Genomic DNA, 21,408 nt, shown 5'->3' on the forward strand with positions numbered 1-21,408 from the left:
CCCCCGTCGGCCCCCCGTCGGCAACTCGGGGGGTCTTTACCCACGTTCGCCCCTTCTATGGCCGACCGTTCCCAACGTACCCCGAGTACGGCCCATGCCGACATCCCCTTTACCGGTCACGCGCCGCCGGTCCGCTCAGCGGCGGAAGATCTCCAGCCGGGTGGGCGCTGGCCGGCCCGGTGCGGGGAGGGCGAGGCCGCGGCTCCCCGGGGTGATCGACCCGAGCACGCTGGCATGGCGGGCGCCGGTGCAGCTCGGTGCCGTACCGGCCAGCCCATGGGCGGTCAGAAAGGCGAGCACGGCGAAGGCGTACGCCTCCTTCGCCGGCGCCGGAAGGCCGAGGTCATCGGAGGTCCGCAGCGCGATGGTGCCCAGCGCCCGGCGCAACGCCCCCATCAGGGTGGGGTTGCGGGTGCCGCCGCCCGAGGCGATCACCTCGGTGGCGTGCACCGACCGCACCGCGTCGGCGACGGTACGGGCCGTCAGCTCGGTGACGGTGGCGACCACGTCATCGTCCGGCACCGGGCCCGCGGCGGCCAGCGCCGCCCGCAGATAGGGCCCGTGGAACAGCTCCTTGCCGGTGGTCTTGGGCGCGGGCAGCGCATAGTACGGCTCGGCCAGCAGCCGCTCCAGCAGCGGCTCGTGGACGGTGCCGCGCGCCGCCATGGCGCCGTCCGCGTCATGGTCAAGGCGGCCGCCCGTCAGATCGCCGACCGCCGCGTCGATGAGCGCGTTCGCCGGGCCGGTGTCGAAGGCCAGCGGATCGCCGGCGCTCGATATCACCGTGATGTTGGCGATCCCGCCCAGGTTCAGGGCGGCGCACACACCGGGCCGCCCGCGCAGCCACAGGGCGTCCACCAGGCTGACCAGGGGAGCGCCCTGGCCGCCCGCGGCCACATCGCGGGTGCGCAGATCGGAGACCACCGGGCAGCCGGTGGCCTCGGCGATCCAGGCGGGCTGGCCGAGCTGCAGCGTTCCGTGCACCCGCCCGCCCTCGGCCCAGTGGTACACCGTCTGACCGTGGGAGCCGATGAGGTCCGCGCGCCCCTCACACAGCTCCCGGTCGGCGCGGGCCGCGAGCGCGGCGAACACCTGGCCGATACGGGTGTCGAGCGCGCACACCTCCTTCATGGTGGTGGCCGCCGGGGGCAGCGCGGCGCTCAGCGCCGACCGCAGCGCCTCCGGATACGCCTCGCTGACCAGCCCCAGTGGGGCCAGCACCACGGTGTCGCCGTCGAGCACCAGATCGGCTGCCGCGGCGTCGACCGCGTCATGGGACGTGCCCGACATCAGGCCGATCACGCGCATGGTGTCTCCTCCTCCGTCTCGGCGGCCTTCCCCGCCCGCGCCACCTCGGGCAGTGCGCCGCGGTGGTTCTCTCCGCGCAGGGTGAGCAGTGCGAGCACGCTGACGGCGCAGGTCACCGTCACGTAGTAGGCCGGGATGTCGACCTCGCCGGTGCGCTTGATCCCTCGGTGATGATGAGCCCCGCGCATCCGGAGAACACCGCGTTGGAGACCGCGTACGCCAGCCCAAGGCCCGTGTAGCGGACCCGGGTCGGGAACATCTCGGCGAGCATGGCCGGACCCGGCCCCGCCATCAGGCCGACCACCACGCCCGCGACGAAGACCGCCGCTCCCTGGACCCACGCCGAACTGGCCGGCTCCTGCAACACATCGAGCAGCGGGAAGGCCAGTACCGCCACCAGCGCGGCCCCGGTCAGCATCACCGGCCGCCGCCCGATCCGGTCGCTGAGCAGGCCGGCAGGGAGGATGGAGAGCGCGAAGCCCGCGTTGGCCACCACGGTGGCGACCAGCGCCTGCTGGAAGGTGGCGTTCAAGGTGGCCTGCAGATACGACGGCATGACGACCAGGAAGGTGTAACCGGCCGCCGCCCAGCCCATGATGCGCGCGGCCCCCATGACGATGGCCGCGGCCATCTCACGCGGGTCCGCCACCCGTTCCGGTGCGGCGGACGGTGCCCCGGGGCCCGGCGGGGGGCCGGTCTCCCCGTCCGCCGCCGCGCGGAAGAACGGGGTCTCCTCCAGCCTCAGCCGCAGCCACAGGGCGACCAGCCCGATCGGCAGGGTCGCCAGGAACGGCAACCGCCATCCCCAGTCGCCCAGCGACTCCTCGCTCATCACGGTGGCCAGCAGCGCCGCCACACCGGCCCCGGCCAGCAGCCCCAGCGCCACGGTGAACGACTGCCACGCCCCGTAGAGCCCGCGCCGGCCCGGAGGCGCGAACTCCGTCATGATCGACACGGCGCCGCCGAACTCCCCGCCCGCGGACAGCCCCTGGAGGATCCGCAACAGGGTGAGCAGCCAGGGCGCGGCCGCGCCCAGCGTGTCGTACGTGGGCAGCACTCCGATGAGCGTCGTGGCGCCGGTCATCAGCAACAGCACCAGGATCAGCGTGGGCCGGCGGCCGATCCGGTCGCCGACCCGGCCGAAGACGGCGGCGCCGATGGGGCGGAAGAAGAACGCGATCCCGAAGGAGGCATAGGTCTTGACCAGGCCCTCGATCTCGGTGCCGCCGTGCGGGGTGAAGAAGTTCGCCGCGATGATCGTCGCGAAGAAGCCGTAGACACCGAATTCGTACCACTCGATGAAGTTGCCGACCGAACCGGCCACCAGCGCACGGCGCGGGGCCCGCCCGGCGGCACGCTCTCGGGGATCCGCTGGGGACGTCGTCACTTTCGGGCCCTTTCGCCGTCACCGCCAAGGGGAACGTGATGTGCGTACCCCTTGGGGGCGGCGGTTACCGGTGCGAGCGCGGCTCCAGTGGCGCGCGAGGTCCTGGCGGAACGCCTGTCCTCGTGACGTGCGTTATCGCCGCCGGAGCCGCCGACGGCCGGGCGTGTCAGCCGCGCAGCATCGCGTTGCACTCCCGCTGCAGCGCGATGTCCTGCCACATCGGGTGCTGCGGCGCCGCGTTGGAGCACACCACCGCGCCCCACGCGCCCACCCGTGCCGACTCCTCGACGGCGCGGCGGCAGAACGCGGCCCCCACCGGGCCCTCCTCGAAGGTCCCGTGCAGCGGGGTGTAGCCGATCCAGCCCTCGCCGAAGACCAGCGGGACCCCGCTCCCGGCCGCCCAGTCCGCGGCCGCCTCGATCCAGGTGACCAGCCGCTGCTCCATCGCCAGACGGTGCATGGCGTACCGGTCGTACAGCCAGGCGTCCCAGCGGTCGGGGTCGCACCAGTCGTGGACGTAGATCTCCCGGGAGCCGACCGTGGTGGCCTCCAGCCGCCAGAGATCGCCGGGCGGAGGAGCCCAGTCGGCCAGATCGGGCGCGCCGGGGCGCAGCAGCTCCCGGCGGACGGGCTCCTGGGCGAAGGGGCGGCCTCGGTCGCGGATGGCGAAGGTGGCCAGAAGCTCGTCCAGCACCCCGTAGACGTAAGGGTGGAAGACCGCCACATCCACTTCCCGGGGGACCCCGCGCAGCGAACCGACCGGTACCTTGGCGTAGTTGACCGTGACGGGCCGGTTGGGGTGGCGCTCCTTGAAGCGCGCGATGCCCCGCTCCAGCCGCGGCCGCAGGGCGACGACCTTGTCCTGGCCCTCCAGCCCCTCGGTGAGCCGGCTGCCCTGGACCTCGTTGTGCAGCTCGGTGAAGGCGATCCGGTCGTCCAGACCGTGGATCACCAGGAAATCGATCAGGTCGGCCAGCGCGTCCGCGAGCGCTTCGGCGCGCCGCTCGGGATCGACGGCCATCAGCGCGTCGAACCAGGCGCGGTCCTCGCCGAACGACGGGCTCTGCTGGTACTCCCAGCTGGAGAGGATCACGAAGCAGTCATGGCGCAGGGCCGCCTCGAACAGCTCGCGCAGCCAGGCCCGTCCGTCGATCTCGCCCCCGCCGCCCACGTCGTACCAGCGCATCCGCTGCCCGTACGCGCCGCCCAGCCCCGACAGCCGCAGCTTGCCGGTGTCGAGCCGGGAGCCGAAGAGCAGGAACGGCATGGCACAGATGCGCACGGTGTTGTAGCCGCGCGCCACGGCCTCCCCGAAGGCGCGGTCGAGGTCGGCGAAGGGCTCGCCCGGGCCGGTGCGGGTGTACCAGCTGAAGTCCCACAGCGAGATGGTCAGTTTGTCCGGCAGATGCGGCGACAGCGTCACAGGGGGCTCCCCGCGGTCGGCGGCTCGGCGATGAGAGACCGGTTCATCGTCCGGGGGTGCCAAACGGACTGTCAAGATGTATTCATAAATAATGGCCAGCGCTGGTGCGGTGGAACCTCCGCCCCGTTCCTCCAGCCTTCCCACGAGGAGAACACCTCATGGCGCGCCATCCGGAACCGGGACGCGCCCGGCGCTGAGGCCGTCACCGCCCACCGGACCTCGCCCCCGAGGTCCGTACTACGGTCGTGTCCGGCTCCTCAGGCGATCCAGCCGTAGCCGGGCCGCGGCCTGCGCGAGGCCGGGGGCGCGCCCACGCTCTCCAGGTCCCGCTCGGCGGCGTGCACCAGCTGCTGCCCCAGGTCGCTGAGCGCCCGCGCGGCGGCGAGCTCATCGCCGATCACGGGCACGTCCTCGTCGTCCGGGTTGCACCGGGCCAGGCCCCGGCCGGTGAGCGCCGCGGCCCCGGTGTCCAGCTCGACGCGCGCCGTGGTCCGCCCCTCGTCCTCGGAGAGGTAGAGATGGACCCTCCACTCCACTGTGTGCGACATGGTCTCCTCCTCATCTTCCGGCGGCCGCCTCTGGTGTCTGTGGCTGCTTGCCGGCGGCCGCGCACTCCGCGCGGGCGGCCGGAGCCGCTCAGTGACGGTTCCTGCCGGACCACGCGGGTTCCACCACCTTCCACTCTGCCTCCCATCGCGCGTACCGCCTGCGGTCCAGGGCCCGCCGGACCAGGGATCGCCCCGTGAGCGCGACCGCGGCCACCGCGGCGGCGGTGACACAGCCGGTGAACCAGCCCATGGTCCGCGCGGTCGCCGGGGAGGAGGGTGCCTGCGCCAGAGCGCCCTCGCGGTTCACCCAGACCCGTACCTCGCCCCCCGAGGTGTCGCCCGACACCGTGGCGGTGCCCGTATGGCGCTCACCGTCATCGGCGACCCAGCGCACCCGCGCCTGCCGCGGCTCCCGCACATCGGTGTGGTCCGGCCCGGGCGGGGCCTCGGCGAGCCGCGCGGTGATCTGGTGCCGCGCCGAGGTCTCGGCGGCCACGACGCGCAGCTGGGAGGCGTGCGCCGCGTATCCCGCGCTGATCGAGGCGGCCGGCAGCCCGACCGCCAGGATCAGCACGAACAGCACCGTGCACCAGGTCTGGATGCGGTCCGTCCGGCGGCGCAGCGGATTGGAACCCCTGGCCGGACGCCCGGGCAGGGGCGGACGCGGCCCGAATACGCGTCGCGGTCCGTGGGTGTTCATGGTCTGGCCTCCAGCGAGTGCTGACACCGGCGCGCTCTGGCGCCGGTGTCTGGGTCAGGAGCGCGGGGCGGGCTGATGGGCGCCGGGCACCATCCGCGTGCTGATCGCCGTGCGGTTGTAGGCGTTGATCACGACGGTGGCCCAGCTCACCGCCGTCACCCGCGGTTCGTCGAGCACCTCGCGGGCCGCCGCGTAGACCTCGTCCGGCACCTGGCCGTCCTGGACGGAGGTCACCGCCTCGGCCGGCGCGAGCGCGGCCCGCTCCCGCTCGGTGAAGAACGGGGTCTCCCGCCAGGCGGCGAGGGTGTGGATCCGCTGCTCGGTCTCGCCCTGGGCGCGGGTGTCCTTGGTGTGCATGTCCAGGCAGAAGGCGCGGCCGTTGAGCTGCGAGGCGCGGATGCGCACCAGCTCCAGCAGCTCGGACCCGACCCCCGCGGCCCGGCCCGCCCGCACCGCCGCCCGGTGCGGCTCGCCCATCGCGGCGGAGACCTCGGGGGCGAGGCCCTTCAGATCCAGCCGGGCGGTGGTGCGGGCCGGGGTGGTCGTCGTCATCGGTGAACCCCGTTCGTCGAAACCAGGGGAGCGGCAGCGCTGTCGAGCCAGGACTGCCAGGAGGCGGCGCGCAGCGCCGGGCCCGCCCGCAGCGGACGGCCCAGCCACGCGGTCACGGGGCGGATTCCGTGCACCGCGTTGACCAGCCACACCTCACGGCCGTCCAGCTCCTGCACGGTGCGGTCGCGGTGTTCGGTGCGGACGCCCAGCTCCGCGGCCCGGTCCTGGATCAGCGCCGAGGTCACGCCCGCCAGCAGCGGAAGCCCCGGAGGCGGCAGACACAGGACGTCGTTCTCCCACCACAGAACGCTCGCCGTCGTCCCCTCCAGCACCAGCCCGGACGGGGTGGTGAGCATCAGCTCCTGCGCGCCCCGGGCGGCGGCCCCCTCGCGCAGATGCGCCAGCAGGGGGAGGTCGGGGCCCTTACGGTGGGGATGCGACCGCGGATCGAACTCCTCGGTCAGGCATACGGTCACCTTGACCGTCCGCGGCGGCGCCGGGCGTATCCGCAGGAACAGCCGGGCCGGCTCCGGACCGGCCAGCTCGACCCGTGGGAACCAGCGCTCGGTACGGGGCAGGGCGGCGATCACGTCGCGCCAGAAGCTCTCGATCCGGGCGGGGGAGTCGCCGGATGCCTCGACGCACGCGGCGACGAACCGGCGGCGGTGGTGGTCAAGCCCGCGCACCCGCCCGTCGTCGACCAGCCAGGAATCGGCGGCCAGCAGCGCGGCGTCCGGCACCGCCCGGGAGGGCATCAGCCCGCCGTCCTCGCGCCACATCAGCGTCCTCTGCTTCTGGTCCGACGCGTCGGCGTGACCGATGTTCTGTGCAGCGACCATGTCCGCTTCCACGTATCCGTCCCGATGGTGCCCGGAGCTGCTTCCGGTGTTTCCGGTGTCCGATGAGTGCTGTCCGGCCGGATTCCTGGCCGCGCTCGCTGGATTGCCGGTCAACAGCCGCGCGCCGGACCGGACATCGAAGCAGCGGACATCGAATCGGCGGACACCGAGAGGGCGGACATCGAAACGGCGGACACCGGAACGGCGGACACCGAGAGGGCGGTCACCGGCCGGGCTCCTTCGCCGCGGGGGCCGGTGGCGCTGTGGCGGCGGCCACGAGCAGGTCGTCGATCGCCCCGGTGGGCTCCCTGCCGGGCACGGGCTCCACGGCCTCGTAGGCACGCATGGTGGCAGCGGTCTTCAGCAGCATTTCCTCGTACTCCTCGGCCGGATCGGAATCGAGCACGATGGCGCCGCCCGCACCGATGTGCATCCGGCCGCCGGTGAACACGGCCGTGCGGATGACGATGTTGAGGTCGGCCGCGCCGTTGCAGCTCAGGTAGCCGAGCGCCCCGGAGTAGACACCGCGGGCCTCGGTCTCCAGCGAGTCGATGATCTCCAGCGTGCGCAGCCTGGGGGCGCCGGTCATGGAGCCGCCCGGGAAGCAGGCCCGGACGCAGTCGACGGCGCTCGTCTCCTGGCGCAGCCGGCCGCGCACGGTGGAGACCAGCTGGTGGACGGTGGCGTAGGTCTCGGTGTTCATCAGGCGCGGCACATACACGCTGCCCGGTGCGCACACCCGCCCCAGATCGTTGCGGAGCAGGTCCACGATCATCAGGTTCTCGGCGCGGGCCTTGGGACTGGAGGCCAGGGCGGCGAGCGACCGCGCGTCCTGCTCCGGGTCCTGGCCGCGCGGGGCGGTGCCCTTGATCGGCTTGGCCTCGGCGGTGCCGTCGGGGGTGATGCGCAGAAAGCGCTCGGGGGAGGCGCAGGCCACATCGGTGCCGCCGAACCGCAGATAGGCGGCGTACGGCGCCGGATGGAACCGCCGCAGGGCCCGGTAGAAGGCGTAGCTGTCGCTCGGGGCGGGCAGCCAGGCGGCGTTGGTCAGGCAGATCTCGTAGCTCACCCCGGCGCGCAGCTCGCGCAGACACGCCTCGATCGAGGCCAGATACCGCTCCCGGTCCCGCACCAGCCAGGGCTCCACGGCGGCCGCGGTGGTGAGGGCGGGCGGCTGCGCGGCGGTGCCGGTGAGCGTCGGCACCCCGCTGAGCACCGTCACGGTGGTGTCCAGCCAGTCCTTGGCCTCCCGGTGGCCGTCGGGGGTGTCCTCGGTGAGACAGCAGATGTAGGTGACGCCCTCCTGGTGGTCGACCGCGACGAACCGGTCGGCGAAGAGCCAGCAGGCGTCCGGGGTGGCGGACCGGTGGCGGCCCGGGGAGCCGCAGTCGGCCTTGAGCTCGTAGCCGAAGTAGCCCACATAGCCGCCGGTGAAGTCGAAGGGGAGACCGGGGGCGGTCACCCGGCGGCGGGCCAGCTCCCGTTTGAGGTAGTCGAAGACGCCGCCCTCGACCCGGACGGCGGGCCGTCCCGCCCGCTCGACCTCGCAGGCGCCTGTGTCGGTGTCGTAGCGGACGAACTCGGCGAGCGGACCGGTGCCGTCCCCGAGGAAGGAGAAGCGCGCCTCGCCGGACTCGGCGCGCGAGCTGTCGAGCCAGAACGCGTGCGGCGCCTTCGCGTACAGCCGGGTGAAGGCCGCCTCGGTGTCGGTGGCATCGGCCAGCCACCGGGCGTGCAGCCGGTAGGCGGGGCCTTCCAGGGGCGACGGCGCCGGGGCGTCCTCCTCGGGGTCGAGCCGCGCCAGTTCCGCTCTGGGGTCCGCTTCCGGGGCCTGTGGGGAGCCCGGCCCGGCGGAAGGCCCCGCGGCCGGTTCGGCGGCGGTGCGGGTGCGGCGCGGCTCCTCGGGAGACGCGGGGGCCACGGTCGAGGTCACCGACTCGCCATTGGCGTGCTCGATGGTCAGATCGCGGAAGTTGCTGAGCATGCGATGGCCGTATCCGGTCAGCACCGACTCCGGGTGGAACTGGACGCCCCACAGCGGACGGGCCCGGTGTCGCACCCCCATCAGCACACCGTCCTCGGACCAGGCGATGCCCTGCAGCCCCAGCGGCAGCGGCTCGGCCACGCACAGCGAGTGATAGCGAACGGCCGTGAAGTCCTGCGGCAGACCGCGGAACAGCCCGCGCCCGCCGTGTTTGATCCGGGACAGATGCCCGTGCTTCGGTTCGGGCGCGGGCACCACCCGCGCCTGGGCGCCGAGCGCGATCCCCTGGTACCCCAGGCACACGCCCAGCACCGGAATGGCCGACCGCTCGATCAGCCGGGCGGTGGCGCCGAAGTCGCGCGGATCGGCCGGATGCCCGGGGCCGGGGGAGAGCACGATGTTGTCGAACGCGGTCAGATCGATGTCCGCGCATTCCGGCGCGTCATGGAGAAGCACCTCCGGTTCCTCGCCGTTGACCTCGGTCAGCAGATGAAAGAGGTTGTACGTGTACGAGTCGTGATGATCGACGAGGAGTGTCCTCAGCGATTCCATCCGGATTTGCCTCCTTGCGATGAGAAAACCGGCCGGGGATCACCCGCCCCGGTCGTCGGGCCGTGGCGCGTCGCTCACCTACCGGCGAGCGCGGGCCGTCGGCCGTCATCCGCCTGTGACGTCCTCGTATCGACTGAAGCGGCGGGCAGAGCCACTTCTTCAGAATCCGTTGCGGCCGTGGCATGACCAGCCAGGTCACCATCGCGGTCACACCAAGACACAGAGCCGGGGTCCGCAGCAGGAAATGGGTGTCCTCGATGAACGGGATCACCAGCACATTGAAGATGAGGACCGGAGGGAAGACCGCGCTCAGATTCACCAGCCACAGCGCCACTTGGAGGAGGCCGAACCGGATCCCATGACCCCGCCTCCGAGATATCCCGGAAGGCTCGCCGCGGCATTGAGCATCTCGATCGCCCAGGCATGGAACTCACTTTCGCGGCCGGGGTCCACCCGGTATGCGGCAGTCACCGTGACCGGCTCGCTGTCCACTCCAGCCGCAACTCCTTTCCGCACCATGACGTTTGCCTTATCCACCGTGCCGACCTGCGTGAACTGTCAACTTCCCGTCAGGTCCACCCGGCGAGATGACACGAAGTGTTCCACACCGTGCGATCGGGAACAGTGGAATGCTCAACAACGTACATAAAAACTCGAAAAGTCAGCCGTGACCTGGGCGTTATCTGCGATCCGGCGTTCTCGCGGCATGCGACAGGGTCACGGAAAAAAGAATCTGCGCGCGGATTGAACATGACGAAGCGCCGGGCCGTATGAAACGTAATGCGGCCCGGCGCTCCTCGTTGCTTTCGGTCAATCGCTCAGCCGAGCACCTTCTCCAGCGCGGCCAGCGCCCCCTCCAGCTCCTCACGGGTGATGGTCAGCGGCGGTGCCAGCCGGATCGTCGACCCATGGGTGTCCTTGACCAGGATCCCCTCGGCCATCAGCCGCTCGCTCACCTCGCGCCCGGTACCGAGGGCGGGGTCCACGTCGACGCCCGCCCACAGCCCGCGGCAGCGATAACCCACGACGCCCTTGCCGGTCAGCGTGGCCAGCCCGGCCCGCAGCACCTCGCCCAACTCGGTGGCCCGGCGCTGGAATTCGCCGGTGCGCAGCAGATCGACCACGGCCGAGCCCACCGCCGCGGCCAGCGGATTGCCGCCGAAGGTGGAGCCGTGCTCGCCGGGGCCCAGCACGCCGAGCACCGCGCGGTCGGCCACCACCGCCGACACCGGCACGATGCCGCCGCCCAGCGCCTTGCCGAGCAGCAGGACGTCCGGCATCACCGACTCGTGCTCGACGGCCAGGGTGGTGCCGGTGCGGCCCAGGCCGGACTGGATCTCATCGGCGATGAACAGCGTCCCGGTGCGCCGGGTCAGCTCGCGCACTCCCCGCAGATAGCCGTCGTCGGGGATGACGACGCCCGCCTCGCCCTGGATCGGCTCGATGAGCACCGCCGCCGTGGTCTCGTCGATGGCGGCCTCCAGCGCCGCGAGGTCGTTGTACGGCACGACGCGGAAGCCCGGGGCGAACGGGCCGAAGCCGTCGCGGGCGACGGGGTCGCTGGAGAAGCCGACGATCGTCGTCGTACGGCCGTGGAAGTTGTCGGCCGCCACCACGATGGTGGCCTGGTCCGGGGCGACGCCCTTGACCTCGTACGCCCACTTGCGGGCGACCTTGATGCCGCTCTCCACCGCCTCCGCCCCGGTGTTCATCGGCAGCACCATGGAGAGCGCGGTGAGCTGCGCGACCCCCTCGGCGAACCCGGCCAGACGGTCGTTGTGGAAGGCCCGCGAGGTCAGCGTGAGCTGGTCGAGCTGGCGGTGGGCCGCCTCGATGAGCGCCGGGTGGCGGTGGCCGAAGTTGAGCGCCGAGTAGCCGGCCAGCATGTCCAGATAGCGGCGTCCCTCGACGTCCCAGACCCAGGTGCCCTCGGCGCGGGCGACCACCACGGGCAGCGGATGGTAGTTGTGCGCGAGCGAGGACTCCTCGGCGCGGATCAGCTCCCGCGAGGAGCGGGCGGCACGGGCACCGTCCGCCGCGGCGGCGGGGGAACCGGAGGCGGTGGGGGTGGTGGCGGTCATCAGCGGATCTCCTGGGTGCAGCACTTGATGCCCCCGCCGGCCTTGTGCAGTTCCGACAGGTCGACGGGGACGGGGACGTAACCGCGGTCGGTGAGCTGGTCGATGAGGCCGGTGGCCCGGGGGGCGACGAAGACATGGCGGCCGTCGGAGACGGAGTTGAGCCCGAAGGCCATGGCGTCGTCGCGGGTGGCGATCAGCGCGTCGGGGTAGAGCCGCTCCAGCACCTCACGGCTGCCGGGGGAGAACGCCTCCGGGTAGTAGGCGATGTTCTGGTCGTCGAGGACGAACAGCGCGGTGTCCAGGTGGTAGAAGTACGGGTTCACCAGCAGCAGGCTGATGGTCGGCACCCCGAAGAACTCCTGCACCTCCTGGTGGGCCGCCCGGGTGGTGCGAAAGCCCGTGCCCGCCAGGACGAAGGGCCCGGCCGGCACCAGGTCGCCCTCGCCCTCGCACACCGACTCCGGCGGATGGACGTCGAAACCGTTGGCCTTGAACCACCGCTCGTAGGCGAGCTGCTCCGGCCGGCGCTGCGGGGCGTGGAATCGCGAGCCGAAGACCCGGCCCTCCAGGACGAGGGCCGAGTTCGCCGCGAACACCATGTCCGGCAGCCCCGTCACCGGCTCGATGAATTCGACCCGATGGCCGTGGTCGCGGTAGGCGCCGATCAGCGTCTCCCATTGCGCCCGGGCGAGGTCGGTATCGACCTCGGTGTCCTCACGCATCCAGGGATTGATGGCATACCGCACATCGAAAAATCTGGGGGCACAGGTCAAGAAGCGCCTGGGGCGCGGCACACGCGTAAGGGACACGGAGGATTCCTCTCGCTTCCGCGGGCGACCGGGGGATGAATCAACGGTAGAAAACGGAGGAGAGGGGAGACAAGAAAGGAAAACTGCGTGTAGGCGCACCGATGCTGCGTGCTGAGGCCGTCCGGCGGCGGTTCATTGCGTCGCGGTCGCGGGAGGCGCCGAACCGGCCTCCGGACTGCCTGTGAGCAGGTGGGACAGCACCATGTAGCTGATCGTCTGGCGGACGAACGGTTCGGCCCGGATGCGCTCCAGCACCTCCTCGAAGTGCTCCACGTCGGTGGCCATGACATGCAGCAGGGCATCCGCGCCGCCGGTCACCGTCATGGCCGCGATGATCTCCGGATAGTTGCGCACGACCTCCGCGAGGCGCCGGGGTGGCGCGGCGCTGTCGCAGTACACCTCGACATACGCCTCGGTCCGCCAGCCGAGGGCGGCCGGGCGTACGGTGGTGGTGAAGCCGGTGATCACATCGGTCTCCCGCATCCGGTCGACCCGGCGTTTGACCGCCGAGGCGGAGAGCCCGATCGCGGCGCCGATCTCGGTGAAGCTGGTCCTGGCGTTTTCGACCAGCGCCGCGACGATCTTGCGATCCAGATCGTCGAACAGTGGGGACGGGTGTGTCATCTTTTGTCGTCCTTTACGGTTTTTGCCCCATAAGGGTAAAGGGCTCTTCCGTGCTTTCAAACCGCCCCACACTCATTGAATGCCTGAGGCGCCTTTTTCTGTACGCTCTTTCAGAAAGATTCCACAACAGGGGGGCGTGAACCGGGGCGCGAGCCCCTTCTTTCCAGGGGGCGCGCGGCACGGGCTCCGGGGGTACAACAGCGGTGCGCCGGACCGGCCGAATCCACCTCGGTGATGCGGATACCACCTACCGGCCCATGTCCCCGCGGGCGTACCGTCATCTATTCCACCCGTCCTTTCCGAAAGATGAGCGACTCCCGAACGGAGACGACTCACCATCCAACGGGGAAAGGCTTCGAGTACGCCCAACGCCGCGCCGTACGCGCCGAATTCGCCCGGTGAACCGATTCCGGCCCACCGACGGTGCCACCGCGCTTCGGCGACGCACCGTACCGGCGGGTCCGTACTCCGGTGTGAGCGAAAGGGACCACCGTCATGACTCTTTCCAGATTCGGCAGGGCGTCGTGAGCCCGATGCTGCTGGGCGGCCCGGACGCCACCTGAGTCCGTACGCCCCGGCGGCGATCTCCACCTCACGGCCCCCACGGCCCCCACCCCGGGCCGAGCACCACCCACGGAGACCCCGATGAGTCAGCACACCCCCGCTCCCAGCCGTTCCCCCGGCCGCATCGCCATCGTCGGCCTGGGCTGCCGGCTTCCCGGTGACATCGACTCGTCCGCCGCCCTGTGGCGGCTGCTGGCCGACGGCCGCGACGCCGTCGCCGAACCGCCCGCCGAGCGCGCCGCGCTCTGGGCGGCCGACCCCATCACGGCCGCCCGGCCCGAGTCCGCACCGCCCGTCCGCGGCGGATATCTGCGCGACGTATCCGGTTTCGACGCCGACGTCTTCGGCGTCTCCGGACGCGAGGCCGACATCCTCGACCCCCAGCACCGGTTACTGCTCGAAGTGGCCTGGGAGGCCCTGGAACACGCCGGAATGCCACCCGACCGGCTCGGCTCCACCGCCACCGGCGTCTTCGCCGGGCTCAGCTACAACGACTACATGAACCGGCTCGACCGGCACCCCCGCGAGCTGGAGGGCTCCGCCCTGGCCAACGGGCACTGCGTCGCCACCGGCCGGATCTCCTACCTCCTCGGCCTCCACCGCCCCTCCGTGGCCCTGGACACCGCGTGCTCGTCCTCCCCGGTCGCCGTCCACCTGGCGGTCCAGGCGCTGCGCGCCGGGGAATGCGATCTGGCCCTGGCCGGCGGGGTCACCCTGATGTTCGAGCCGCGGATCACCCGCTCGTTCGACCGGATGGGCATGCTCTCGCACACCGGCCACTGCCACGCCTTCGACGCCTCCGCCGACGGTTTCGTCCGCGGCGAGGGCTGCGGCCTCGTCGTCCTCAAACGCCTCACCGACGCCGTGCGCGACGGGGACCGGATCCTGGCCGTGCTGCGCGGCTCGGCCGTCAACCAGGACGGCCACTCCGACGGGCTCGCCGCGCCCTCGGCCACCGCCCAGCGCGCCCTGTACGAGGCGGCGCTCGGCCGTGCCGGGGTCGACCCCGCCGACGTCGGGATGGTCGAGGCCCACGGCACCGGCACCCCCGTCGGCGACCCGGTCGAATTCGCCGGCCTCGCCCAGGTCTACGGCACCGGCCGCGACCGCTGCGCCCTCGCCTCGGTCAAGACCAACCTGGGCCATCTGGAGCCCGCCGCCGGGGTCACCGGCCTGATCAAGGCCGTGCTGTGCCTGGGCCGTGGACTCATCCCGCCCAATCCGCACTTCACCCGGTGGAATCCCACCATCGACGCGGACGGCACCCGCTTCTTCATCCCTCGCGAGCTCACTCCCTGGCCGGTGCGCACCGGCCCGCGGCTGGCCGCCGTGTCCTCCTTCGGCTTCTCCGGGACCAACGCCCATGTGGTGCTGGAACAACCCCCCGCGGCACCCGCGCCCACCTCCCGCACGGCGCCGCGCCCCCGGCCCGCCATCCGCACCGGTCCGCAGATGTTCCTCGTCCCCGCCGGCTCCCCGGCCGCGCCCCCCGACGCCGCGCCCCCGACGCCGCGCCCCCCGATGACCCGCCTCCCGACGACCCGCCCGGCGCGAGCCCGGCCGGTGCGCTGCCCGGCGCGCACCTGGAGGTGCCCGGCGACCCCGTCCGCCACTCCTGGCGCGCCCGCACCGGTACCGCGGCCCTGCCCTGGCTCGACGACCACCGGGTGCACGACGTCCCCGTCCTGCCCGGCGCGGCCTCCTACGCCCTCGCGCTCACCGCCGCCTGCGAGGTGTTCGGCGCAGAGCCCGAGGAGGTCGAGATCACCGATCTGCACTTCCGTGAACTGCTCCGGCTCGCCGACCGTGCCGACCTCTCCACCACGGTGACCCTCGCCGCCGCCGACCGCGCCGAATGCGAGATCTTCGGACGCGGCGAGGACGGCGCCTGGGTGCGGCAGGCCACCGCGGTGCTCCGCAGACTCGCCGCGCCGCAGCGCCCGCGCGCCGCCTCCGTCCAGACCCTCGCCCTGCGCCATCCGCTGCCCGTCGAGGCCGACGCCCTCTACGCCAATCTGCGGGCCCGCGGCGTGGCACACGGACCGGCTTTCCAGGGCATCACCGAGGTGTCCGCCTCCCGCCACAACAACAGCTTCTGGGCCCGGGTACGGATCCCCGAGGCCGCCCGCGCCCCCGGACACGGTCTGCGCATTCACCCCGTCCTCGTCGACCTGTGCGCCCAACTCCTCGTCGCCGGGCTGCTCGACGAGGACGACCGGCTGCTGCTGCCCGCGCGGATGCAGAGCGTACGCGTCCTCGGCGACCCCGGGACCGCGGTGTACTGCCACGCCCGCCTCGCCGAGACCGCCCCCGGGGCCACCGTCGGGCACGTCCGCCTGCTCGACGCGGCCGGCCGGCCGGTCCTGGCCGTCGACGGACTGCGGATCGTCCACCGCGCCGCGGACCGCACGGCCGAGGCCGACCAGTGGTTCCTCGAGGTCGGCTGGCGGCGCGCCACCCGGCCTGCGGCCATCCGGCGCCCGGGACGCTGGCTGATCGTCGGAGAGGCGGACGGCACCGCCCGCCCGGTGGCCGCCGCCCTGCGCAACGCCGGCGCCACCGCCCGGGTGTGGGAGGCACCCCTGGCCGACCAGGGGCTCGACGCCTTCCGCGACGCCCTCACCAGCCGCCTCACCCGCCCCGGAGAACGCCCGCGCGCCGTGGTGCTCCAGTGCGGCCCGCGCCCCGCCGACGGCGGCGCGGAGGACGGGCTGCGCCGCACCCGCCGGCTGCTCGCCGCCGCCCAGGCGCTCACCGCCCGCTTCCCCGAGCCGCCCCGCCTCTACGCCGCCACCTGCGGCGCCCGCACCGTGACCCCCGGGGACCTGGCCGACCCCGGACAGAGCCCGCTCCGCGGACTCGTGCGGGTGCTCGCCCTGGAACACCCCGAGCTGCGGGCCACCTTGGTGGACACCGACCCGGCCACTCCCGACGAGCTCGCGGAAACCCTCGCCGCCGAACTCCTCGCCGACGCTCCCGAGGAGGAGATCGCGCTGCGCGACAGCGCCCGCTACACCGCCGAGCTGGACTACGCGCCCCTCACCGACACCGAGCGCACCACCGCCTGTGCCCGCACCGTGCGCTGCGGCACCGACGGCTTCCGGCTGCGCGCCGGCCGCCTCGGCGACCTCGGCAGTCTGGAGCTCACCACCACCCCCCGCCCCCGGCCCGGGCCCGGAGAGGTGGAGCTGCGGGTGCTCGCCGCGGGCCTGAACTTCCGCGACGTCCTCACCGCCATGGGCCAGCTCCCCGGCGACGAGAACACCCGCTACCGGCTCGGCTTCGAATGCGCGGGCGAGGTGAGCGCGGTGGGGCCCGGTGTCGACCATCTCCGCGCCGGTGACCGGGTGGTGGCGGCCGATGCGCTCGGCGGCGCCTTCGGATCGTTCACCGTCGTCCCCGCCGACCGCACCGCACCCCTCCCCGAGGGCCTCGCCCCGGACACGGCCGCCGGGTTGCCGATCGCGTTCCTCACCGCCTGGTACGCGCTGCGCCATGTCGGCCAGGTGACCGCGGGGGAGCGGGTGCTGATCCACTCGGCCACCGGCGGCACCGGGCTCGCCGCCATCGCGGTGGCCCGGCTGCTGGGGGCCGAGGTGCTGGCCACGGCGGGCAGCGAGGAGAAGCGGCGCTTCCTGCGGGCCATGGGCGTCGCTCATGTGATGGACTCCCGGTCGCTGGACTTCCGCGACGAGGTCAAGGAGGTCACCGGGGGCGAGGGCGTGGACGTCGTGCTCAACTCCCTCGCCGGATCGGCCATCCGGGCCGGGCTGGAGTGTCTGCGTCCCTTCGGCCGCTTCGTCGAACTCGGCGTCCGCGACATCCTCTCCGACGCCCCGCTCGGACTCTCCCCGCTGCGCCACAACATCACCTTCTCCACCGTGGACCTGAGGGAGCTGCAACTGGCCCGCCCGCGGGTGTACGCGGCGATGCTGCGCGAGGTGCTCGCCGCGATCGGCGAGGGCCGGCTCAAGCCGCTGCGCTGCACCACCTATCCGCTGGCGGAGGTCATCGACGCGTTCCGGCGGATGGCCGGTGCCCGCCACATCGGCAAACTGGTGCTGACCATCCCGCAGGAGGGCGAACTCGACGCCGTCCTGCCCGACGGACCGCTGACGGTACGCGAGGGCGGTACGTACATCGTCACCGGCGGCCTGCGCGGTCTCGGGGTCGCCACCGCGTGCTGGCTGGCCCGGCAGGGCGCGGGCCACCTGGTGCTGAGCGGGCGTACCGCACCGGCCGGCGCCGCCGCGCGGACGCTCGGCGAACTCTCCGCCGCCGGCACCAGGATCACCGTCGTCACCGGCGACATCAGCCTCCCGGGCACGGCCGACCGGCTCGTGGCCGCCGCCACCGCGCCCGAAGGGGCGTCGCTGAACGGTGTCGTCCACAGCGCGATGGTCCTCGACGACGCGGCCGTGGCCACCATCCGCGAGGACCAGCTCGGCCGCGTATGGGCGCCGAAGGTCACCGGGGCGTGGCGGCTGCACCGGGCCACCGAGGGACACCGGCTCGACTGGTTCGCGGTGTACTCCTCGATGGCCTCGCTGCTCGGCAACGCCGGACAGGGCGCCTACGCGGCCGCCAACGCCTGGCTGGACGGCTTCGCCGCATGGCGCTCGGCCCGCGGCCTGCCCACCCTCGCGGTCAACTGGGGTCCGTGGGGCGAGACCGGAGTGGCCACCGGCTTCGCCGACCGCGGCTGTCAGACGATCCCCACCGAGCAGGGGCTCGGCGCGCTCGGCGCCCTGCTGGCCCATCGGCGGGTGCAGACCGGTGTGATCCCCGGCGAACCGGCCACCTGGATCCCCGCCGCCGCCCGCCGGTCCGCCCTGTTCGCCCCGCTCCTCCCCGGCGACGACACTCCGGTCGCCGCCCGGGAGAGCGCCGGCGACATCCGCGCCCGGCTGGCCGCACTCCCCGCGGGGCCGGCCCGCCGCGCCGCGCTGGAGTCCTGTCTGACCGACCACATCCGTGCCGTGCTGCGGCTCAGCAGCGCCACCCTCGATCCGCGGACCCCTCTGAGGTCACTGGGGTTCGACTCGCTGCTCGCCATGAAGCTGCGGGTGCGCCTGGAGACGGGGCTGAACCTCAAGCTCGCGGGCAACTTCGTCTGGCGGCACCCGACCCTGGAGGCCCTGGCCGCCGGGCTCGCCCAGCAACTGGGGCTCGATCCGGCCGACCGGCCGGAGGAGCGGCTGGGCGCCCCGGGCTGACGGGGCCGCGGGACCTGCGGCGCCACCGGCGCGCGTCAGGAACCGGCGTCCGGACGATCCGCGCCAGGACGATTCGGGGAAGGACGATCGGAGGCGGGGCGGGCCCAGGCGCTCACGCCCAGCTTGCCGGTGGTGCCCAGGTCGACGAGGTCGGGCACGGTCTGCACATCCGCCCCGTCGCCGTTCGGCGCGATCCGCAGATAGCGTCCGTCGGCGGCGGGGCGCGTGGTGTCCGTCACCAGATTCCGCCACAGCAGACGCATCACCGCCCGCTCACCGGGCTTCAGCCGCACCGGCCCGGTGGCCGTCTCGAAGCCGTCGACGGTGGCGATGCCCGACGTCCCGTGGCCGACCGTGACCTCCAGCGGCTCCAGGTCCGCGTCGAGGACCTGGACGGACGGATGGCCGTTCACCGTATAAACGCGTCTGCCGCAGTTCACCAGCTCGATCTGCTGCTCCCGCAGCCCCATCGCCGCGTTGGCCTCCGCGGCCCGCAGCAGCACCCCCGAGTCGGGGCAGACCGCAGGGGCGGTGGGGGCGGTGGTGTCCGGCGAGACGGTGAGGCCCGACGGGCGGGAGGTGGCCTCGTCGGGCACCGCGGCGACTCCCGAGGAGGTCTGCGTACCGCATGCGCTGAGCAGACCGGCCGCCGCGAGGGAGCCGAGCAGCCGTCTTCGGCGGCGCCGGGTGGCGCTCCGGAAGAGGGGCGCCCGGGGTGTTTCGATCGCATCCGTGTCCATGCGGCTCATCCTGCCTCAACCCCGGCCGGGATGAGCCGCGTTGGATCCGGCCCCCGGTTACAGCGTCACGACATCCGCCGTGGCCACCGGCTTTCCGCTGACGAACGACTGGTTGGCCGCGAGCCCGGTGACCAGCGCCAGCGCCCCGTCCTCCTCGGTGGCCCGCCGGTGTGAGGCGTCCGAGGCGTCCGCGGCCGCCGCCCCGGCGGCCGCCGCCGGATCCACCGGGCCGTAGAGCACCTCCAGCATCCGCTCGTCCCCGCCGCCGTGTCCCGCGTGGTCGAACGCCGGCAGCTCCACCTCCCGCGGCGGCTCCCACAGTGGTCGCAGCACCAGCCGCGGACCGCCCGCGTTGGCCAGGGCCTGGTCGCCGTGGATGGTGCCGCGGCCCGAGGAGGTGCCCAGCAGCGACGGCTGCCACGCGCTCTCCTCGACCTCCAGCTCCAGCCGGCCCCGGGTGCCGTTGAACATCACCCGGTAGCCCTCCCAGGGGGAGTAGGCGGTCAGGTGGTACGTCATGGTGGCGCCGGCGTCATAGCGGACCAGCAGCGCCATGTCGTCCTCGATGGTGACGCCGTCGCCGAACACATTGCGGTCGCGGTGGTAGCCGTCCACGCCTTCGGCGTCCAGATACAGCGAGCGCAGCGCGTCGTTCGCGGCGAGGTCCAGCGCGAACGGGTCGTCCTGCGCGGCGGCGGCGCCGTGCGCCCGCTCGTACTCGCGCCGGTAGCCGCTGCGCTCGCCCGCCGCACGGCCGTAGAAGCCGAGCCGGCCATAGCCGAACACCTCGGCCGGCCGGGCCCCCAGCCACCAGTTGACCAGGTCGAAGTGGTGACTGGACTTGTGCACCATCAGCCCGCCGCTGTGTTCCTTCTCGCGGTGCCAGCGGCGGAAGTAGTCGGCCCCGTGCCGGGTGTCCAGCAGCCATTCGAAGTGCACCGACAGCACCTCGCCGATGGCGCCGCCGGACAGCTGCCGGTGGACCTCCTCGTGCACCGGGTTGAAGCGGTAGTTGAAGGCGACCGCCAGATGGTTGCCGGTCTCCTCGACCGTCTCCAGGATGCGACGGCACTTGGCCGCGTCGGTGGTCATCGGCTTCTCGGTGACCACCCGGCAGCCGGCTCGCAGCGCGGGCACGATGTACGCGTCGTGCAGCGCGTCCACGCAGGTCACCACCACCTCCTGAATGTCATCCGCGCGCAGCCGCCGCTCGAACTCCTCGGGACTCCAGGCGGCGGCCTCCGGCTCGCCCGCCTCCTTCAGCAGCCGCTGGTGGTGGGCGATGCGCACCGGGTTCGGATCGCACAGCGCGGCGACCCTCAGACGCGGGCGGCGGGCCAGCGCCTCGGTGAACATCTGGGCCCGGGAGCCGGTGCCCACCACCACGGCCCGGGACGGGGTGCTGCCGATGGTCATGCGTCCTCCAGCGGGAAGCGACGATTCAGTCCGAAGGCGATCAACGCGTGCGCAGGATAGGACGATCGGCGGTCCGCCACCACGGGGTGGGGCACGCGGTGCCGGGGATCGGGCGCGAGCGGGGGTGCGTCGGTGAGCCCTGTGCAAGGATGAAATACGTGGACTTGACCTCGGGTCCCGGGAGGGCGTCGGGCCATGATCGACATCGAGGAGTCACTGCGCGAGATGATGGAGTGCGAGGGCGCGCTGGCGGCCTCGCTCGTGGACTATCTGAGCCGGATCACCCTGGGTGCCGTCCAGACCCCGCACGGTCCGGACCTGGAGAAGGTGGCCCACGGGGACACCGATGTCCTGCGGGCCAAGCTGTCCACTCTGGAACTGCTCGGCTACGACCCGGATCGTCTCGATGACATCGTGGTCACGCTGGACACCGAGTATCACCTGATCCGTCCGCTCAGGCAGCGCGCCCGCCAGGGTGTCTTTCTTTATCTGGTGGCCGACCGGGCGCGGGTGGATCTGGACGCCGCGAGGGCGGCGATGCGGGCTGTGGCCCACCGGCTTGATGTGTGACCGTGGTGGGTGGGCCGATACGGCCCGTGGCGCTCGACGAGGAGGGCCGCGGTGAGTGCTGCGTGGCCGAGCCGTCACGCGCGGTGCCGATATGT

General features: G+C 72.7%; 14 protein-coding genes and 3 pseudogenes. 3 read left to right on the forward strand and 14 right to left on the reverse strand.

Annotated features, from left to right (window positions below; all coding sequences use genetic code 11):
- Window positions 1–135: 135 nt before the first annotated feature.
- The 12 genes and pseudogenes from AS97_RS40860 to AS97_RS40915 form a co-directional block, all read right to left on the reverse strand.
- Window positions 136–1,308: an anhydro-N-acetylmuramic acid kinase gene (locus AS97_RS40860; protein ID WP_210566658.1), complete on the reverse strand. Its 1,173-nt coding sequence runs from the start codon at window positions 1,306–1,308 to the stop codon at window positions 136–138.
- Window positions 1,299–2,695: pseudogene (locus AS97_RS40865) on the reverse strand (MFS transporter). Before AS97_RS40865 ends, AS97_RS40860 begins: the two are co-directional and overlap by 10 nt.
- Window positions 2,696–2,861: 166 nt before the next feature.
- The gene (locus tag AS97_RS40870) at window positions 2,862–4,118 is read right to left on the reverse strand and encodes a cellulase-like family protein (RefSeq protein WP_059144631.1); all 1,257 of its coding nucleotides are present in this window, start codon (window positions 4,116–4,118) and stop codon (window positions 2,862–2,864) included.
- Window positions 4,119–4,375: 257 nt separating this feature from the next.
- The gene (locus AS97_RS40875; RefSeq protein WP_059144632.1) at window positions 4,376–4,666 is read right to left on the reverse strand and encodes a DUF1876 domain-containing protein; all 291 of its coding nucleotides are present in this window, start codon (window positions 4,664–4,666) and stop codon (window positions 4,376–4,378) included.
- Between the two features lie 88 nt (window positions 4,667–4,754).
- On the reverse strand, window positions 4,755–5,366 hold the full coding sequence (locus AS97_RS40880; RefSeq protein ID WP_210566659.1) for a hypothetical protein: 612 nt from the start codon (window positions 5,364–5,366) through the stop codon (window positions 4,755–4,757).
- 54 nt (window positions 5,367–5,420) lie between these two features.
- Window positions 5,421–5,918 carry a carboxymuconolactone decarboxylase family protein gene (locus tag AS97_RS40885; protein WP_210566660.1) on the reverse strand — a complete coding sequence of 166 codons (498 nt, stop codon included), beginning with the start codon at window positions 5,916–5,918 and terminating at the stop codon, window positions 5,421–5,423.
- Window positions 5,915–6,757 (reverse strand): aminotransferase class IV, encoded by an 843-nt coding sequence (locus AS97_RS40890; protein WP_210566661.1) that lies wholly within the window; start codon window positions 6,755–6,757, stop codon window positions 5,915–5,917. Before AS97_RS40890 ends, AS97_RS40885 begins: the two co-directional genes overlap by 4 nt.
- Window positions 6,758–6,980: 223 nt before the next feature.
- Window positions 6,981–9,293: an aminodeoxychorismate synthase component I gene (pabB, locus tag AS97_RS40895; protein WP_210566662.1), complete on the reverse strand. Its 2,313-nt coding sequence runs from the start codon at window positions 9,291–9,293 to the stop codon at window positions 6,981–6,983.
- 88 nt (window positions 9,294–9,381) lie between these two features.
- Window positions 9,382–9,785: pseudogene (locus AS97_RS40900) on the reverse strand (hypothetical protein); the annotation flags it as partial.
- A gap of 326 nt (window positions 9,786–10,111) precedes the next feature.
- Window positions 10,112–11,374, reverse strand: a complete 1,263-nt coding sequence (gene rocD / locus AS97_RS40905; RefSeq protein WP_247204650.1) for an ornithine--oxo-acid transaminase — start codon at window positions 11,372–11,374, stop codon at window positions 10,112–10,114.
- Window positions 11,374–12,183, reverse strand: a complete 810-nt coding sequence (gene ddaH, locus AS97_RS40910) for a dimethylargininase (protein WP_059144636.1) — start codon at window positions 12,181–12,183, stop codon at window positions 11,374–11,376. The genes rocD and ddaH overlap by 1 nt, the downstream gene beginning before the upstream one ends.
- 132 nt (window positions 12,184–12,315) lie before the next feature.
- Entirely contained in the window at window positions 12,316–12,807 is a 492-nt protein-coding gene (locus tag AS97_RS40915) for an Lrp/AsnC family transcriptional regulator (protein WP_059144637.1), read from the reverse strand.
- 645 nt (window positions 12,808–13,452) lie between these two features.
- Between AS97_RS40915 and AS97_RS48025 the strand changes: the two are divergent.
- Both AS97_RS48025 and AS97_RS40920 read left to right on the forward strand, forming a co-directional pair.
- Window positions 13,453–14,739 (forward strand): annotated as a pseudogene (locus AS97_RS48025) (polyketide synthase); the annotation flags it as partial.
- Between the two features lie 221 nt (window positions 14,740–14,960).
- Complete coding sequence (locus tag AS97_RS40920) at window positions 14,961–18,587, forward strand: SDR family NAD(P)-dependent oxidoreductase (protein ID WP_247204651.1); 3,627 nt, start codon at window positions 14,961–14,963, stop codon at window positions 18,585–18,587.
- A 35-nt stretch (window positions 18,588–18,622) separates the two neighbouring features.
- Here AS97_RS40920 and AS97_RS40925 read toward each other — a convergent pair whose 3' ends face one another.
- Both AS97_RS40925 and AS97_RS40930 read right to left on the reverse strand, forming a co-directional pair.
- A complete protein-coding gene (locus tag AS97_RS40925; protein WP_059144639.1) occupies window positions 18,623–19,327 on the reverse strand; it encodes a DUF4232 domain-containing protein in 705 nt (234 codons plus the stop codon).
- 57 nt (window positions 19,328–19,384) lie between these two features.
- Window positions 19,385–20,743 carry a Gfo/Idh/MocA family oxidoreductase gene (locus AS97_RS40930; protein WP_210566663.1) on the reverse strand — a complete coding sequence of 453 codons (1,359 nt, stop codon included), beginning with the start codon at window positions 20,741–20,743 and terminating at the stop codon, window positions 19,385–19,387.
- 195 nt (window positions 20,744–20,938) lie between these two features.
- Between AS97_RS40930 and AS97_RS40935 the strand changes: the two genes are divergently transcribed.
- Window positions 20,939–21,313, forward strand: a complete 375-nt coding sequence (locus tag AS97_RS40935) for a hypothetical protein (RefSeq protein ID WP_059144641.1) — start codon at window positions 20,939–20,941, stop codon at window positions 21,311–21,313.
- The last annotated feature ends 95 nt before the right edge of the window (window positions 21,314–21,408 follow it).

The sequence above is a fragment of the Streptomyces sp. AgN23 genome, assembly GCF_001598115.1.
GTDB classification, from domain to species: domain Bacteria; phylum Actinomycetota; class Actinomycetes; order Streptomycetales; family Streptomycetaceae; genus Streptomyces; species Streptomyces antimycoticus.

Excerpts from the sequence above, each read along its gene's own strand:
- AS97_RS40875 (WP_059144632.1), bottom strand. The coding sequence starts at position 4,666 with ATGTCGCACACAGTGGAGTGGAGGGTCCATCTCTACCTCTCCGAGGAC.
- AS97_RS40935 (WP_059144641.1), top strand. The coding sequence starts at position 20,939 with ATGATCGACATCGAGGAGTCACTGCGCGAGATGATGGAGTGCGAGGGC.
- AS97_RS40860 (WP_210566658.1), bottom strand. The coding sequence starts at position 1,308 with ATGCGCGTGATCGGCCTGATGTCGGGCACGTCCCATGACGCGGTCGAC.
- AS97_RS40885 (WP_210566660.1), bottom strand. The coding sequence starts at position 5,918 with ATGACGACGACCACCCCGGCCCGCACCACCGCCCGGCTGGATCTGAAG.
- pabB (WP_210566662.1), bottom strand. The coding sequence starts at position 9,293 with ATGGAATCGCTGAGGACACTCCTCGTCGATCATCACGACTCGTACACG.
- AS97_RS40930 (WP_210566663.1), bottom strand. The coding sequence starts at position 20,743 with ATGACCATCGGCAGCACCCCGTCCCGGGCCGTGGTGGTGGGCACCGGC.
- AS97_RS40880 (WP_210566659.1), bottom strand. The coding sequence starts at position 5,366 with ATGAACACCCACGGACCGCGACGCGTATTCGGGCCGCGTCCGCCCCTG.
- AS97_RS40915 (WP_059144637.1), bottom strand. The coding sequence starts at position 12,807 with ATGACACACCCGTCCCCACTGTTCGACGATCTGGATCGCAAGATCGTC.
- rocD (WP_247204650.1), bottom strand. The coding sequence starts at position 11,374 with ATGACCGCCACCACCCCCACCGCCTCCGGTTCCCCCGCCGCCGCGGCG.
- AS97_RS40925 (WP_059144639.1), bottom strand. The coding sequence starts at position 19,327 with ATGGACACGGATGCGATCGAAACACCCCGGGCGCCCCTCTTCCGGAGC.
- AS97_RS40890 (WP_210566661.1), bottom strand. The coding sequence starts at position 6,757 with ATGGTCGCTGCACAGAACATCGGTCACGCCGACGCGTCGGACCAGAAG.